This window comes from Aliikangiella marina (assembly GCF_007004765.1).
Taxonomy (GTDB): Bacteria; Pseudomonadota; Gammaproteobacteria; order Enterobacterales; family Kangiellaceae; genus Aliikangiella; species Aliikangiella marina.
The window spans coordinates 187585-205388 of sequence record NZ_VIKR01000006.1 but is presented as its reverse complement, the minus strand read 5'-3'; the positions used below and the strand labels follow the sequence as shown (position 1 = coordinate 205388).

The window sequence follows — 17804 nt, the reverse complement described above, 5'->3', positions numbered from 1 at the left end:
TTAGCAATTAGCACTTAGCACTTAGCCAATTAATCATCCGATTGTCTTTCAACTAATGTCAAAATATCGTAAATCGCGACAGCCTCGTCGTTTTGGTTTTTCACTTCAACATCCCAAATAACCACACCCGTATGGTATTTATCATCTGGCTTTTTCGATTTTTTAACCTTACGTTTACACGTCAGGCGAACTTGAATCGTGTCACCAATACCGACTGGTTCAACAAACCTTAAATTATCAATGCCGTAATTGGCAATAACAGGTCCCAATCCTGGATCAACAAATAATCCGGCAGCAGCTGAAATCACGAAATATCCATGTGCAACTCGTTTTTCGAAAAATGAGTCTTTCGCAGCGATCTCATCAAAGTGTGCATAAAAGTGGTCGCCCGACAGGCAGCCAAAGTTGACGATATCCGCTTCTGTTACTGTACGGCGATGAGTTAGCAGCGATTCACCAATCTCTAACTCTTCAAAGTACTTTCTAAATGGATGCACCCGATCTTCTTTTAGCTCGGCACCTTTTACATATTGGTTCGTTACCGCCATCAAAGACATTGGCGATCCTTGAATAGCACTGCGCTGCATATAATGCTTGATTGCTCTTGCGCCACCCAACTCTTCTCCGCCACCTGCGCGACCAGGCCCACCATGAATCAATGGCGCTAGCGGCGAACCATGGCCGGTCGACTCTTTCGCGCAGGTGCTATCGATAACCAACATTCGACCGTGATGCGAAGCGGTTCCTAATATAATGTCACGAGCATTGTCTCGACTCGCGGTAAAAACCGAACCTGCTAGGCTTCCTTTACCCATTTTCGCCAGTTCAATAGCTTGATCAATACCATCGTATCCCATTAGCGTGCTCACTGGACCAAACGCTTCAACATCATGCGGCGTGGTTATATTCAGCGGGTCTTTACAATGCAGTAATGTCGGCGCCATAAATGCGCCCTTACCCGATTCAACACCAATTGGAACAAAACCTTGCATACCATTTAATATAATTTCGCTAGATTGACCGAGTTGTTCAACCGCAGCAATAACGTCTTCGCGCTGAGATTTTCCGACTAACGCCCCCATTCGAACGCCCTCTGCTTGAGGATCGCCTAATGACGTTGATTGCAATCGCTTCATCAATGCTTCGCTAACCGGATCAATTAAATTATTTGGCACTATCGCACGGCGAATCGCAGTACATTTTTGTCCTGCTTTGGTTGTCATTTCTCTGGCGACTTCTTTGATGTAAAGATCAAACTCTGGAGAATCTACCGTAACATCAGGGGCTAAGATACAGCAGTTCAACGAGTCAGCTTCCATGGTAAAGGGAATGCTTTTCTCAATGATATTTGGGTGAGCCTTAAGTCGTCGTCCTGTTGATGCCGATCCCGTGAAGGTTACAACGTCTTGTTCGTTTAGGTGATCAAGAATGTCGCCAACACTCCCACAAATTAATTGAATCGAACCTTCAGGAAAGATTTGTGACTCTATCATTGCTTTGACAACGATTTCAGTTAGATAGCAAGTGACTGTGCCAGGTTTGACTATAACAGGCACACCAGCGATTAAGCTCGGCGTGATTTTTTCTAACATTCCCCAAACAGGAAAATTAAATGCATTGATATGAAGACTCACGCCTTCTTTAGCAGTAAGAATATGTTGCCCGACAAAGGTTCCACCAGCGGACAAAGGTTCAACATTACCTTCAACGACAAAAGTATCGTTATTCAGCTCGCGTCTGGCTATACCTGAATAACTAAACATGGTACCAATGCCACCTTCAATATCGACCCACGAGTCAGCTTTGGTAGCCCCGGTCATATACGAGACGCGATAAAAATCATCTTTTCTGTCGAGTAAATACTTGGCAAGAAACTTTATCTTTTCAGCGCGTTCATGAGTCGTCATCTTTCTTAGCGCTGATCCACCGGCTTTACGACCATGCGCTAATATCTGATCAAAGCCTGAGGTCAAAGAAACAACTTCGCCAATCACCTCATCATTCACCGAATTGACTAACGTATCGGTGCGACCATCTCCACTGCACCATTCACCATTTACATAACTCTGAATTTTCATTTTCTTTCCCGATAGCTATTCATTTATTCGCTATTGTTTATGACACACAATATTAACTAAAATGATTTTTTTTGTAACGCTTTTAGTTGAGATTTTGCAACAAATCCTCCACCCAGCTGGCAGAGGCAGTTTAATTTATCGACTACTGGCCCCAGTTCTCAATAGTCTCAACAAAAACACTTAAAAAGTTGTTGGTTTGATGCGCATCTAATGCGCGATGGTCAATACTCAAAGACACGTAACATTTCGGACGAATAACCATCGTATCGACACCGTTGACTTCCTCAACAACTACGCGTTTTTCCAGCTTACCGATCCCAACGATGGCCACTTGAGGTTGATTAATGATAATTGGCGTCGCAAACAAACTGCCACTGACTCCATGGTTTGAAATGGTAATGCTACCGTTTTTCATATCTGCTGGCGTCAGTTTTCCGTCCCTAGCTTTAACGGTTTGGGCATTCAAAGCTTTAGCAATCTCAAATAAATTCATCGTCTGAACTTGCTCAACAACCGGCACCACGAGCCCAGCATCCCCCAACGCAGTTCCGACACCGATGTTGACGTCTTTAAAAATTTCCAATGCTTCTTCGTGGAACCGCGCATTGACCTGCGGCACTGCTTGAACGCCTTTGACGATAGCGGCTAAGAAATAGGCCGTAAAAGTTAGCTTAACGCCCAGCGCTTCGTATTCTTTCTTGTGCCACTTACGGTGCTCAATAATATTTCCCATATCCATTTCAAATACGCTGGTAACATGAGGCGAAGTTTCGAGTAAACTTTCCACCATGTGCGCCGCAATTGATTTGCGCATATTGGTGTGAGGAACCATTTCGCCTTTAAGCGGACGGCTCTCTCTCGCATCATTGACGCTAAATGGCGTGGTTGAGGATAGTGCTCGTGCTGGCGCATTTTCGGTTGGCTGCTCAGCCTCAACTGCGGGTTCGATCGTTTTGATCGGCGTTGGATTTTTCAAATAATTTAGTACGTCATCCCGTGTCACTCGACCATGCTTTCCAGTCCCAGGAATCGGTTCAATCGATAGGTTATTCTCGCGAAGTAGCCGCCTAACAGCGGGACTTAAAAAATCTCTTGCGGTTTTATCATCATTTACCACGGATAATGTATCAGTACTAGCTGAATGCTCTGCGGCTGCAGTCGGTTGGGCTCGCTCAGCGGTTTCTATTGCATTTGTTGCCGCAGCACCTTTAGCTATCTTGCCTAATAGTTGCTCTGGCGCGACTTCATCACCTGGCTGGGCAATTAAAGAATCTACAATGCCAGATGCGGTTGCGCAAACTTCCATGGTGACCTTGTCAGTCTCTAACTCAGCAATCGGATCACCTTCATTGACAGAGTCACCCTTTTTAACTAACCACATTGACAGACTAGCGGAGGTTCCTTCTAACTGCCCTTCTGGCAAAATAATATCGACTAATTGCGTCATATTTTTATTCTCCCACTAGATTGCTAGCATCTCTAACATGGCTGCATGAATACGTTCTTGCGTCGGAACTGCCGCGTTTAACAAGTGAATGTTGTGCGGATTAGGCGTATCCGGCATGGTCAATCTTTCAATCGGCGCGTCTAAGTCAAAGAAGCAATCCTTGGCCAATACTGCTGCTATTTCAGCACCAAAACCAGCAGTTAAATTATCCTCATGAACAATTAAGCAGCGCCCGGTCTTTTTAACTGACGTCATGACTGCTTCTTTATCCCAAGGCTGAATCGTTCGCAAGTCTATGACCTCAATTCCATTGGCGATTTCTAAAGCTGCAGCTTCGCATCGCTCGACCATCGCACCCCAGGTCACAACGGTTAATTTGTGGCCAACGGTAAGTGTTTTTGCCTTTCCAAATGGAACGATAAATTCATCGCCAGGATAGGGACGACGAGCCCAACGGTTATCAAGTAAAAAACGATGCTCAAAAAATATCGTCGGATTGTTATCTCTTAGCGCATAGCGCAACAGTCCCACAGCATCTTCCGCATTCGATGGCATGACAACTTGCCAACCGGTCTTGTGCGCCCATTCCACCTCATCTGACATCGAGTGCCATGGATCACCTCGGCCAGCAAATCCTCCGGGAATCCTAACCACCATTGGTGCCGCAAATTGATTATTCGTTCGCCAACGCATGATTCCAGTATCGGTCAACTGCTCCGCTGCGGGCTCCGCATATTTTCTAAATTGAATTTCGGGCACAGGCATTAAACCAGACAAGGCCATCCCGACCGAGCGGCCAATGATGCCCTCTTCGGAGAGACTGGTATCGAATACTCTTCGCTCGCCAAATTTATCCGTCAATCCGAGCGTTGCTGCATGCACGCCGCCTTTTGGACCGACATCTTCGCCAAACACTAATACTTTGGGGTTGGTTTGTAACTCATAATCCAAAGTGTTGCGAATCGCGGTTAGCATATTCAACCGTGGACCCTGTGGATCTGGCGTTTCGCTGGATGCAGGAAATTGGTGGTCGTCAGCATGTAAACCGCCGCGTAATTGGATTTCAGGATTGTTGTATTGGTCTTTCTCAGCGTAAACATAACGCTTTAATTTATTGGTATCCGGCTCGGGTCGAGCCTTCGCTATTTCAACTGCGCCACGAACTTCCTCGTAGGCTTTTTCCTCTAATATCTGCCATTCATCTGACGAAATAACCCCATATTTTTCAAGGTGGTCTTTTAGCTTAGGAAGCGGATCTTTGGTCTGTTCTTGTTCGATCAAATCCGCAGGTTTGTATGTTTGAGTATCTTGGAAGGTATGTCCGCAAAGCCGCGGAACTCTCAGCCTTAATATACAAGTGCCGAGTCCCGCTCGCACATAATCAACTGCTTCTTTAATTAGTCGCGGCGCTTCTATTGGGCAAGTACCATCGCCATCAACAATTTTGAGATTTTTGTAAGCTGCCAAATTAGCGACTTGATCGCCGCCGGGCGTCTGCACTTCTTGAGGAACTGAAATACCGTAACCATTATCTTCAATATAAATCAAATGAGGTAAATTATTGGTTGTCGAAATATTTAAAGCCGCCCAGAATCCGCTGGTCGACATAGAAGAGTCGCCACCCATTGAAATACCTAACGCACCTTGATAACTGGTGTCTTTGAGTTCATCACGATGATAAACGATCGACTGTGCCCAACCAGAAATTGGCGAGAACTGTGAACCGACTCCACCGCACATCGGGAACAACATCGCTCCCTCACGCTTAACGTTGGGGTAATTACAAACGACCCCGATATCCCGTCCATCGCTATAACCGCCGGATTTGGCCATGGGAGACGCTACTGCATCTACAATATCTAAACCGAGGGATAAGACAAATGGGCGTGAACGATAATAGCCTGTCGCGCCATCGTGCGGATGAGTTAAAAGAGAACCAATTAAAATCTGTGCTAAATCATGGCCTCTGGCGGAAAATTGGTTGAATACCAGCTTTGCTGGTACGAGCTCTTGTTCTTCAATATCGTCCATCGCTCGGGACAAAAGTAACAAATACGCTACGCGCTCCCAGTCATAATCATTACTGGGAGCCGCCATATCAATCGCTTCAACAGCCATAACAGTATCCTAATCGCTAAATGTGACAAAGCTGCGGCAATTTTCTTGGGTTAGTGTCGCTTGCCGCAGCTTGATGTGGTTATTGGGTCTGGTAACAATTATAGAATACTCATAATTGTCTTTTCAATTACTTATTTGCAACTGCAACGATTAACATGCGATTACAATAAACTATCGTTATGAAAACGGGATGATTTAGGTTAATTTCTTTTATGGCTACCAAATAGCCGGATTGACTTGATAAAAACTCTGTAATTGCCGGTACAAAGCCTGGTGCTGCCTCAACATAGCCGCAGGACGTTCAAAAAAAACTTCACTGGCGACTGCGAAAAACTCCGCAGGATTAGTCGCCCCATAATGATCAAGCAGGGTTTCTTCGCCTTTTGCCGCTTGTTTCTGCAATAGTTCAAACTCTTTACTCAGCACTTGTGACCAAGATTTTTGTTTTTTGTACGAAACAAAAGGCGCACCGTTAGCCGCACCGGTTTCCTGGTCAAGCTGATGAGCAAATTCGTGAATCACAACATTATGGCCATCGTTAAACACTAAACCACCTTGGTGGGTGTCTTTCCAAGACAAAACAACTTTTCCTAAGTCCCAGGATTCGCCGCTTAAAACTCGGTGATGATTTTGTAACACCCCAGCAGAATCAGCGCTCTGGTGTTTGGTGATAAACGCTGCGGGATAGACATAGATCGATTTAAGCTTTGGGTAATAATCGGTCTTTCGATTTAATAAAAGCAAGCAAGCTTGGGCAGCGATAGTAACTCTAACTTCATCATTAATTTTGACTCCCTCAAAGCCAAAAAACGCTTTCTCAGAGAGAAACACCAGTATATGTTGCTTTAATTGTAACTGCAGATCCGAAGGCATCGAATAAAAATAAGGTACATTTTGCCTGAGAATTTCGCGCCATATTTTTGGAAACGGTTGTGAGCGAATTTTATCTCTGCGGAGTTCTTTTAACTTTGGTTTAATAAAAATCCATCCAATTAAGCCAGCTGCTACTAAAATAATAATGATTATCGGATTCATTACAGTCCTATTATTTCCACTTAAGCTTTTATTTATTGGTACGAAATTTCCGATTTCAAATGGCGCTTTATCCTCAAACGATCTTTGATTTTACCATAGCGTAATCTTTACTGAATATTATTAGAAGTAAAACGGCATGTATTTGTCTCACCAGTCTCGTTATCTAAAAGCTTAGTTATTAATCTAAAAAATTATTTGCCAGTCAATGATTGGCCACATAGTTGATCGGTTTACTTAGTTGATTTGAGTAGTAGAGAGGATCGAATAGTAGTGGAAAGGGTCGTACTATGATCGACAAAGTGAGTGAAATTGCGAGGGTGCAAGCGCGCCGGCAGCTGTGAACCGCAATCGAAATTGGGCTACCGAGCTGCCAGCCAACCGCAGATGCCGTTTGGGGGCTAAAGACCGCGAACGGTCGTGCAAACTTAACGCCACGGAGGGCAAATGAGGCTCAGATTGCTCTGAAAGAGACGACTCATCGGCACATATAATGATAGCGAATCACACTGAATCAGATCAGCGAGTGGAACCGAACCAAGTTCGGGCACAAAGACCGCTTTCGAGACGACACTGCGTACTCATAAACTCACATAAATTAAGCATAACGCACTTATACTGCAAAGGGACATAAATAGGAGAACCCTCCCCTCACGGACCACGAAGGCGTCAACATCGCAGTCGTGCTTTACCATTTCAGTGTATGCTTTTGATAATTTTTTGTCTATTTTTTCACTTCCTTATTCGAGATATTTTTGTGATTTCTTAAAGATTATTTCTTATTGATTACAATTCTAAAAGAAGACTCAAGTTTCTCGACTTTCTCTCGTTGAATTTGTTCATAATCAACTACCTTAAAACCGAATTTATCGACAAGAAAATAATCGTTTTCTTCACAGATCAGCTCACCTATCTCTGGCCAAAACAATCCAAGACCAAACTCGGATGCCCTAACTGTCCAATCATCTTCAATGCCCCACCCCCAAGGATAATTGCGAACATCCATAGAACGACTCGCGACTTGCCATTCGGTGTAATTGGGTAATCGAATTTCGATACTTTCATTTGATTGACTCAAATCTTTGAGAAAGCTTCTTATCCCCTCAATACTCGCTGTAAGTAAGTTGCTTTCATCGGCCATTAATGGAAATCGCGAGATAAAAAAACCTTCTTGTAATACCTTAATGTAGTTATCTTCTTCATTTAAATGGTTAACAAAGTATTCTCCTACTGGAATCCAAACTAACTCAATGTCACTGTTGCTTAGATAAAATTTATCGTCCTTAAGGACTATTCCTTCACAAAACGGCTGGACGTGTTCTTCACTTAAAAGATTAGCTGGAGTCGAAAAATAATAAACTAGTTGAGTAATGTAGCAACTCACATTTATATTTTCAGATTTAACAGCTTCATACAAAGATAACCAGCGCTGATGTTTAATATTATTGATATCGACATTTTGCGGTTGAGTTTTGGTAAGTATCATTAACGCAACTCTTTTTACGCCATTAATTAATTCTCTATCCTTTTTGTTGGGTAACGTTCCTGCAGAAATATTTAAATCGACTTTTTCAACCAAGGAAAATAACGCGATCAAGTTCATTCGAGCGACTGCGATTATCGTACTTACGCGAACTTCCCAGTCCTGATCCTGTAAACCTAACTTTAAAATCTCTTCAGTGGTCGAAAGATCAAAGGAATTTTTATCGGAAGTATTGGCATAATCATAAATTAGCCAACGAATAAACTGGCGCCTATCATGAGGGTGGATCATACTGTGATAGGTAGATAACCAATCACTTTTACTACCAACCACAGTTGTTATTAGTTTTTTCGCTGCATTAGCGACCTTTTGCTCGCTATCATCTTTGAGAACATTGAGAAGCGGATAATATTTCTCTTCAAACTTTACCGCCATTAGCTCGATAGCAAGCAGTCGATGGGCAGCTTTTTTACTTTGAGTAAGCTGCCCTAAGTCATCGTCGGTTAATAGCTCAACTCGACCAAGAATATCATTAAGTAAACTTTGCTCAAACTCCGCTCGAAAACTCAAATAATGTATCGAATTATCTTTGCTATGCGAGTACTCAAACTCATTGAGTTGGTCACGGACCTGATAAGCATATACATGCTCAAATTCAGTTTCAAAATCAGACACCAATCGACAACCAATTTCAGCAAACTTTTGATTAACTTGCGCCGCAGAAGAATTGATGGGCAAACAGTATATCTGATCCATGAAGCTACTCTTCAAATCCTATACACATCCAAGTATCCAGCACTGGCCAAAACTCTACATTAAGGTTTGGTGCTTTCTTACTGAACCACAAGTGGGAATGTACTTTATCGGCAACAGGTTGTGTTAAATCACGTTCGATGCACAAATATCCCCCCATACCACTATTAAAAATAGCATAAGTATTCTCTAAGCTAAGCGGCTGTTTCCCAATACTATCCAAAATACCCCAATCTTCACTAGCCAGGTTAAATATGTTTTCTAACGGTAAAAACCCCATCGAACGTGACGAAAAATAATACCACCCATTATGAACATTCGTATAAAACTGTTGAAGTTGTTCTGGCAAAATCGCATACCCATTTTGGTTGCTAGCCTTATCTTCATCAGTTGCAGGTAATCTCCCTTCATAATAAAAACTTTCGCCATTTTTCGTTTTTATTTTGTATAACATCGTCAAACCACGCCGAGACTTAGCCAGGTGAACTTCCTCGAGGTTTTGCAACAAATAAAAATGCGTTTCAAACAATTTACTCACTAGAAAATCCCATTGCTGTATGACCCTATCAACTCTTTGCCTTTGTTGAAGCGATAATAAATCAAGCCAAGATTGAGGAAGCAACTTGGTATCGTCATCCGTTAAAGTCTCGGTTGATAATAATACTAAATCTGGTTCAAATTTCTGTAAGTATTCGAGCATTATTGTCTCTTTAAAATTGCGTTTATTTTATTATTCGGCAAGTTTCTCGTTAATCAAGTCTTGCAATATCACTCTCAGTTCACGTTCTCTGGTTATCATTCGTTGTCTAAATTCTTCATTTACTCGACTTCCAGAAGATTTATGAACAGTCCATTCTTCAAAGCTACTATCACCTTTAGAAGCATTTGCAGATTTACTCAGCGCCATAAAGTTTTCCTGATGATTTAAAACTGCCAGTTGTTGTTCTCTCGTTAACCGTTCAAACCCTGGCATTTTAACAATTTCAGCCATAGGTACAATGTGATCTGCTTCAAGTGTCTCTTCAACTCGCATCGTTGTCGTGTTATCGGGATGGTCAAATACAGGGTCATCAAATGGTTGCTTTAAAGGATTACCGTTTGCGTCAGTGTATGTTTCTCCGGGTCGAGCTGCAACTTCATCAAGCACCTTTTTACTCGGTGTGCCTGAACGAAGTGATTCGTATAGCTCATCTGGTATCCTTCGTTCCCCTTCTCTAAAGGTGAACGTGTCGTCGACGCGAAGATGAAACTCCTTCAAAGAAGCATCGATATCAGCTAAAGCAGAGCGTAAATGCGCAGGAAGTTCACCTCGATTAATAATACTATCAACATGAGTCGATAGCCTTCCCATGGTCTCACTAAATTGTTTTCCGATCGTATCAGGGTTCTTTATGCTTTGTTCTGTAATGTGCTTGATTGTCGCTGCTAACCCTTCAATCTCTCTTGCACTATCACTATTTTGTAAAGCATCCAGCAATCTTCCTGACGAGCGCATTTCAGGATCTTGCGTGCCAATTTTACTCGTGTGTGTCGATGCATCAATATCTGGAGCATTATCAATTACCGAACGAAGCCCCGTATCATCGATGCCGCCGAGCAAAGTATTCATGGCCCTAATCGAGCCTGCATCAGGGCTACTCGCATGAGCTTCCAGATCGCTGAGTAACTGATTAACTTTACCAAAATACTTATCCGGAACTTGTGCATCTGTCGCGCCCAAAATCATTGCATCAACAAGATCAGAGTATTGTGACTTGCTATCGGCTAGTGCTTGTGCCCTATCCATTAGGGTCGACATTTGATTTAAGAACTTCGCCCGGCTATCGGCTGACATCGCGCCTCTGCCACTGGTGCCAGAGCCATAACCATTAAGTCTATCAGCGATTGACTGCATCAGCGCTTCGTCTGCATTTTCCGCGATACGAGCGAGCGAGCGCATCACATTTCCTCGGTCGGCTGGACTCGCTTCTAAGGCCGCTTTTATGAGTTGGCCATTAAGCGCTTCGGGGAGGTTATTATCAATCAGACCGCCAGCAGCGTCGACAATTCCTGATAAGCTTCTACTCGCAACAGATGAATCATCCATGTAAGCGATTTTTCTCAAAATACTACCTGAGCTATCGGAATCGACATTATCTAAGACGCGCTGCATATCGGTTAAAAACTTTAAGCCGTCGGGTGAATTCTGTGCCCGATTCATCATTCTTGGCATTATCGTCAAATCAGGTTTACCGTCAGCTGACCGAATGACCTCATCAATCCTTCTAAACGAACTTGCAAAAGCGTCAACCGCCGCTCTAACATCAGCGGGCGAATTTAAGCCTGCGGTTATGTCGTTTATCAATTTATGATAATAAGCCAACACCGGAGCATCTTCGGTATGCGCAGCAATTGCAGCCCGCGCGTCAGGATCCTCAATTTTACCGAGCGCTTTTGTTAAGGCTGGCTGATCTAAACCTTTGGCGGCCACATAACCAACCCCTGGTTCAGATTCAACCGCATTGACGAACCTAGAGTGGTTCTCCATTTGACTTTTTAAGTGCTCTACTTCCGCCATCAACCGGATCTGCTCGTCGGGTGAAGTTGCATTGCGCAGGGCGTTGGCTCGCTCTTGAATAATGCCAGGTAACTTTTCCATCTCTAAGCGAGCTTCAAAAGCACGCGAACCTGGCGGCGGTGCTGGGTTCATATTTGCCCAACGTCGCATACGATTGAGCAACTGACGAACTCTGCCACTTATGCCTTGCAACTTGCGCATACTGCGAACCGTTTGCGCGTGCATTTGGATATCGACTGAACGAGCACCAGGACCCACTTCAATCCACATACCGATGATGACTCCATTGTGACTTTCGTAGTGCACTTCGACAGAACGCGGCGGCAAATCTGGATTCACATCAACATTAACCCGTCCTCGCAAATCTTTAGGTAAGGCATCAGCAGGGTTGACACTCCTTCCGCCAGTTCCCGCCGCTGTTTGATCAGCTAAACTTTGCGCTTGATGTCTCACGCTAGCTGGTTCAGCCCCTTCCTTAACAACTAAATGTGCTTGACCATCGCGCATTACAACAGTCGAGTCGCCATCAACGCCTAAACGTTTGAAATCCGCTTCACTTAGCACGGTAACGGGTATTTCACCAATATCGCCACGTCCTTCTGGTGCCGCATCTCTCACTTCATCGGCATATTGTTGGCGTTGTTTTTGTTCGCTGTCGACTCGTTGAATTTGTTCTCCAGCTTCTCTACCAGCTTCAACATCAAAGTCTTTTCGACCGCCGTGCATTTCATCAAATTCAGTCCGTCTTGCAGTCGCGTGTTGTTCAAGTTGCGCGTCAAAATCAGCTTCTGTTGCATCTTGATTCTGACGCATAAAACTGTCTAGATGACGCTGCCGCTCTCTTTGAAGGGCCGCATCAAAATCAGCTTGTGTTCTTGGGGTACCGTCGGGATTTGGACGGCTAGTGTAGGCATCAAGCGCAGCGTTGTATTGTGCATCGTTGGTCGGCAAATGATCGGGGCTAGAGAAATGCAAATCACCGCCAACATTGGGGCGGGTTACTCGGTTTCTAGCAAAAGAAGCAATATGACCAAGGCCGGCCATACCACCACTCATACCGAGCCCCATACCGACGCCCATGCCAACGCCAGTAGCGACGTTGGTGAAGGCATTTCCAAACTGAAAACCACCTTCCCAGTTTTTGTCGTTAATAACCTCACCAACAACTGCAGTTGGTAAAGCACCCACTGCATTTTCTACTGACTCGGCGACTGCATGAGCGGCTAGCCTTTTATACCAAGGACCTTTAGCCATATTTTGTAAAAGTTGCGACGCTTGGACACGTCTAGCAACCGGACCAACGTCACCTAACCTTGCTAACATTCTTGCAAGTCCCTGCTGAACTCTTCGCATCGTACCGCGGATACCGCTTCCAACGGCTCCGCTACTAACTGCTCTAGAAACTTGACTAATGCCTAATAAACGATTGCCTATTCCTGCCGTTGCAGCAGCAACAATTGCATCGACAACACCAATTCCAACATCGGTTAAAAACTCTTCTTGCCCATATTGATTTCCCATCAATAAAGCACGAGTACCAATGCTCGTCATTGTTGCAGCCAACGAAGCAATGAGGGCAACTGCAACAGGACCTGCACTACCTCCCGAAACGACGGTGATAAGCGCACCAACGGCTATTGCCACGGCCATACTAGCCGCATTAGCAACAGCATCTGTTACCGCCGCAACTCTTGAACGATGCTGTTGGACTGCACCTTGAACAGCTTGTTGATTAAACTCAAACTCATTTAAGATTTGATCGCGTCTATCGCGATCTGCTTGCGTTCGGACAGGCTCTTTTAGCTGACGCGCATTGGCCTCCATTTCAGCCATACGGTAATCTAGAATTTCTCTTTCTGGTCCAGCAATTTGTTCACCAAACCAGTTTGTAGGTTGCTCTAATTGTACCCGCAATCGTTCTCGTCGCAGTGCTTGGTCAATGGTCATCGGCCGCCCCATCAGAGCAACTTGCATGTCCATGTTGTCCGTTCCGCTGGTCTCACTTAACGCACGATCGAATAGTGATTCACCACCATGAGAATCCCGCCAACGCTGATCCATCGCCCTTAATTCTTCTGGCGTTGCTCCCTCAATTGCGCGCTGTAAAGCTTCTTCATCAGTGCCATCTAAATAACCACCAACCGCATACTCGAACCGTTGGTCTCTAGTTAAATAACCGCCTTGCGAAAGCGCGGTAACAGCATGTTCTCCAGTAGTTCCACTAGTGCTAGCACGAACAGCATCTTCCAAATCTTCATTATGTTGATCACCGTATTCCTCACTAAAAACTTCGTCTAAACGTTGGGTGTCGCGTTCAGCTCTGTCTCGTGCGGCGCTCTCTAACTCCCTCTCCATTTCGACTTCAAGTTCTTGCTGACGTGCATAACGCTGCGCGCCTGTCATATATACACCATGCGCTTCAAAATAAGCTTGGTCTTCACGAGAAAGTTGAGTTTCCATCTGAAGTCGTAACAATGGACCTCGATTACGTCGTTCAGCCTCTAATGCCCGATCATATCGTCGTTCAACAACATCGATTATGACATCATCGCTCGCGTAAACGATACTTTCGTACCTTTCAATAGCCACCCGAGCGGCATCTGCGCGAATTTCATCATTGTCTAAAGTTGCTTCTAGCAAATCACGGTTGGGCCCCTCGTCAAAGCGTCCCTCAATTGCGGTTCTGAGCGAACCGCGATAGCTATATTCTGAGTTATAAGCTGATTCGACCTCCGCTAAACGTCTGCTAAGTTCCGCTTGAAATTGTCGCTCGTCCCACTCATTCGAAGAAGCTTGAGCAGCAACCTCTTGACGAATCCGATCAGTAACTGCGGTAAACTCATCTCTTCCACCTTCTTCAAAGTCAGTACCATAAGCAAGATTAAACGCATATCCCCAAGAGAAACCATGCATCGACTGATCTATCGCAATTGCGTCAGCAAGTGCGGTGTTACTGTCCATGTAGGCCATAGCCATATCTGAGTCATGGGTAGATAAAGTGGCCCAGTCGTTTAATTCTTCTTGTAGTAATTCTCGGAGACTAGAGTCACCAGGGTAAGTGGACTCATAGGCTTCAGTGATTGCAGCTATTTCTTCAGGTGATTTGTTACGCAATGTAGTCATAATTACATCGCGGTCTGTCCCCAGGCCTGTGTTAAGAAAGGTCTCTTCCATCGCCATGTGCAGAGCCGCAGCATCAGCTGCGGCTTGATTGCCGGACAACAATGCTTGTGCTCTATTCGCCTCACCATCAGTATCCATCTCTGCTGCGAGCGCTTCTTCTAATGTGCGGTGGTAAAAATGTTGGTATGCTTTTCGAACCGCTTTTGCTTGTACAGGATTGAGTCCAGATAACGCTGAGAAAACTTGTTCCTCTTCAGTACCCAAACCAGTGAGGCCAGGCCTAAAAGCGGCCTCTAGTTGCGATGCTCTATTTGCTGCATCAAAATCCGATGTATATGCTCGGCCAACTCTGTCGAGAACATTCCAAGGTTGACTATCTTTGACTTGCGATTCCATTCGCGACGTGATTTCAGGACCTCTTTGAGAAAATATTCTTTCCTTCAATCCATGTGCAACAGCTCCGATAGGATCGCGACCGACAGTTCCTTCAGGAGGGTTGAAATAAGCTTCAATTACGGCTCGCTCTTCAGCTGTTAAATCACTTCTCGCTAACATCTGCTCTTGGGTAATACCAGCAGCAGCCGATCTTTCCACTTGATCGAGCATGTCGATATATCCAGAGGCAACGACGACTGTTTCTTGGTTTTGAACTGTCTCCCATGCTTCGGCTTCTGCTTCTGCTTCGCCCATCCAATCATTGAGCATGTTGATGATTGAATCCCACCAACTTTCTTCTTCACCGAGCTCTTCGTTAGCCCAATTCCGAATGTCTTCTCGGGCACTGTTGCCCGCTTCTTCTATCTCCGTTTGAAAACCAGAAATAGCTGTCGTTGCTTCTGTTTTAAGGGTTGTAAAGCTACCTCTAACACTTCGAATTCTTCCATCTTTCCACCGATTACTTCGCGCGATTCGATCTTGAACTGCGAAATCATAAGGGTCCGTTCCTTGCGGGGCTCGCTGCATTTCACTTTCTGTTGGAATAATTTCATCGCGTTGGGTAGTAAGCTGAAACTCATCTTGTTGTGCCGCAAATCGATACGCATTGATCTGAGCGGACTCAGAAGTTGTCAATTCATTTTGTCTTGTCTCTCCAGCTCTTCTGTAGTCTGACTTTTCAGTACCAACATGACGATTAATATCAGCAATAATTCTATCTCTTCGACTCTCGATCGCCTGGCGTTTACTTTCTCCTCCTGAGGCTGCTTGAACCTCCTCGACTTGTTCGTCCATACCACGTCTTGCACCCGCGATCGTATTCGCGACTTGCTGGTTGGCGTCAGCAACATTAGCTCGCTCATCAACCAAACACATTTGAAGGCGCTCTTCTTGCTCAGCATGTTGCCTATCCAATTCTTCCTGACGATTTTGGACTTCTCTATCGAGATCCTCAGCAGCAATTCCTGCCTCCGCTCTAATTTCATCGAGTTGTACACCTAGAACTCCAGCAAATTCCGATACCATCGTGTCATCACCGAGCGTTTGTGTAGCTTCAATCTGATTCAATACACCACCGACAAAAGCATTACCGCGGGCTCGGCGAATCATGTCCTGAGCTTCACCAGAAGGATTAGCAAGCAATCTCGCTAAAGCCTGAGAGAGTCTCGTTTTATTTCGCTCCGGGATCTGTGGATGTGCGGGAGGTGGGACATCGACTAATGCAGGAACTTCACCTTGATAACCTTCGGCAACCTCAGGTGGAGTACTGAGCCTCTCTCTTAATGCCAGTAAACCTTGTCGTTGTTGTTCCTCTTGTTCACCGACCGGCGGCGTTTCCATATCGATCTCTCGAAGTCTTCTCATTGTTGAAGGAGAGACAGGTCGACTACCTAAAACCGGCCAGTTACCTTGCGGAGACTCTTCGAGATTAGGTGGGCTTTGATTCTCCAGCCTCTGGTTAGACGCGGCATCCAGTACTTGAGTAATTCCCGGGACGGGATTATCTTCCCCAAGAATACTTGCCGGTAGGTCTTCAGGAACCGGTGGCATCGCATTGGCGGCGCTATCTCTAACACCATCAGCAGCTTGTTGCTGATTTTCTTGTGCTTGATTAGACAGCGCCTCAGCACGACGACTGGCAGCAGTTCCTGCGGTAATTTCACCATTGGGTAATCCAGCTGCTCTCTGTCTGATGGCTCCGACAACTGGTCCTAACAAAACGCTACCACTTGGAGGACTAGGTAGGCTCGAAGACTGATTTTCACCCTCAGATTCCGCGTCAGAAAGAGTATCTTCAGTAAAATCCTCGACTGGTTGCTCATTAGCAACGCTCTCTTCAACCGGTGAAATTTCGTCAACAATTTCTTCTGTTTCGCTCTCCTCGGAAGAAGGTTCGGTCAGCGGAGTCTCTTGAGTGCTGTCGATTGAGTTTGTGGAAATGGATTCGTTTTGCGGCTCCTCTTGTAACGAAGAATCTGACTCACTAAGATCTTCCTCGTTTAATTCCCTGGACAAGTTTCCGGGATCTAAATCATCCGAGGATAGTGAGTCTTGGATTAATAAGTCTCCGGCTAGAGTACCATTTGTTGAAGTTTGAGAACCGACAGAACTAGTTTGTGTTTCACTTGTCGATACAGCAGGTTCAACATCTTGTCGTTCAGCCTCACTCCTTTCGTGAGAAGTTCTACTCTCTAAAGCGATTTCATTTTCTATAATACTTGAGTCTGATTCGGAGACCTGTGTTGATATATCAGCTGTTGACTCGCTTTCGCGCGGCAGAACTCGATCAAAACTCGTCCTACCTGATTCTTCTGAATTCTCAGTATTAAGTGACTGTCTGGTTAAGTTTTCTTCTGAGTGATCATCAGCAACCTGATTCTCTGAAGTTCTGACCCGCTCCGGTAATTGAGGTTCATCATTCGAACTGATTGATGCTTGCTCGATGGGTGTTTGACTAAATTCTTGAGTATCCTGCCCAAAATTTAAATCAAACCTTCGATTAAAAAGAATATCTAATGGAAAACTCTCTAATAATTCCGACGCAGACAATCCCGATTGAGTTCCACCATCAGCGTTTAAACTTAAATTCGAGCGCGCAACTAAATATTCCGGAAACGAAAAATTATCACTGCTTTGATGATTGGACTCGCGCTGCGTCTTTTTTTTATTCTGCACCATACGGGAGCGCTGCTGTTTTTTCAGCAACTTGGGCTTTTTGTCTTTTTGCAACGGCTCCATAATCTATACGTATTCTTGTGCAACTAGAACATGGGCAAG

Annotated in this window: 7 protein-coding genes; all 7 read right to left on the bottom strand. The window is 44.8% G+C overall.

Annotated elements, in window-relative coordinates:
• Nucleotides 1–29: 29 nt before the first annotated feature.
• On the bottom strand, nt 30–2078 hold the full coding sequence (gene paaZ / locus FLL45_RS20410) for a phenylacetic acid degradation bifunctional protein PaaZ (protein WP_142943915.1): 2049 nt from the start codon (nt 2076–2078) through the stop codon (nt 30–32).
• A 142-nt stretch (nt 2079–2220) separates the two neighbouring features.
• A complete protein-coding gene (locus FLL45_RS20405; protein ID WP_142943914.1) occupies nt 2221–3525 on the bottom strand; it encodes a dihydrolipoamide acetyltransferase family protein in 1305 nt (434 codons plus the stop codon).
• A 15-nt stretch (nt 3526–3540) separates the two neighbouring features.
• Entirely contained in the window at nt 3541–5643 is a 2103-nt protein-coding gene (locus tag FLL45_RS20400) for an alpha-ketoacid dehydrogenase subunit alpha/beta (protein ID WP_185964567.1), read from the bottom strand.
• 216 nt (nt 5644–5859) lie between these two features.
• The gene (locus FLL45_RS20395; RefSeq protein WP_142943913.1) at nt 5860–6678 is read right to left on the bottom strand and encodes a M90 family metallopeptidase; all 819 of its coding nucleotides are present in this window, start codon (nt 6676–6678) and stop codon (nt 5860–5862) included.
• 769 nt (nt 6679–7447) lie between these two features.
• Nucleotides 7448–8914 carry a hypothetical protein gene (locus tag FLL45_RS20390; RefSeq protein ID WP_142943912.1) on the bottom strand — a complete coding sequence of 489 codons (1467 nt, stop codon included), beginning with the start codon at nt 8912–8914 and terminating at the stop codon, nt 7448–7450.
• Nucleotides 8915–8918: 4 nt separating this feature from the next.
• Nucleotides 8919–9611: an SMI1/KNR4 family protein gene (locus FLL45_RS20385; RefSeq protein ID WP_142943911.1), complete on the bottom strand. Its 693-nt coding sequence runs from the start codon at nt 9609–9611 to the stop codon at nt 8919–8921.
• Between the two features lie 30 nt (nt 9612–9641).
• Nucleotides 9642–17765 (bottom strand): hypothetical protein, encoded by an 8124-nt coding sequence (locus tag FLL45_RS20380; RefSeq protein WP_142943910.1) that lies wholly within the window; start codon nt 17763–17765, stop codon nt 9642–9644.
• Between the last annotated feature and the right edge of the window lie 39 nt (nt 17766–17804).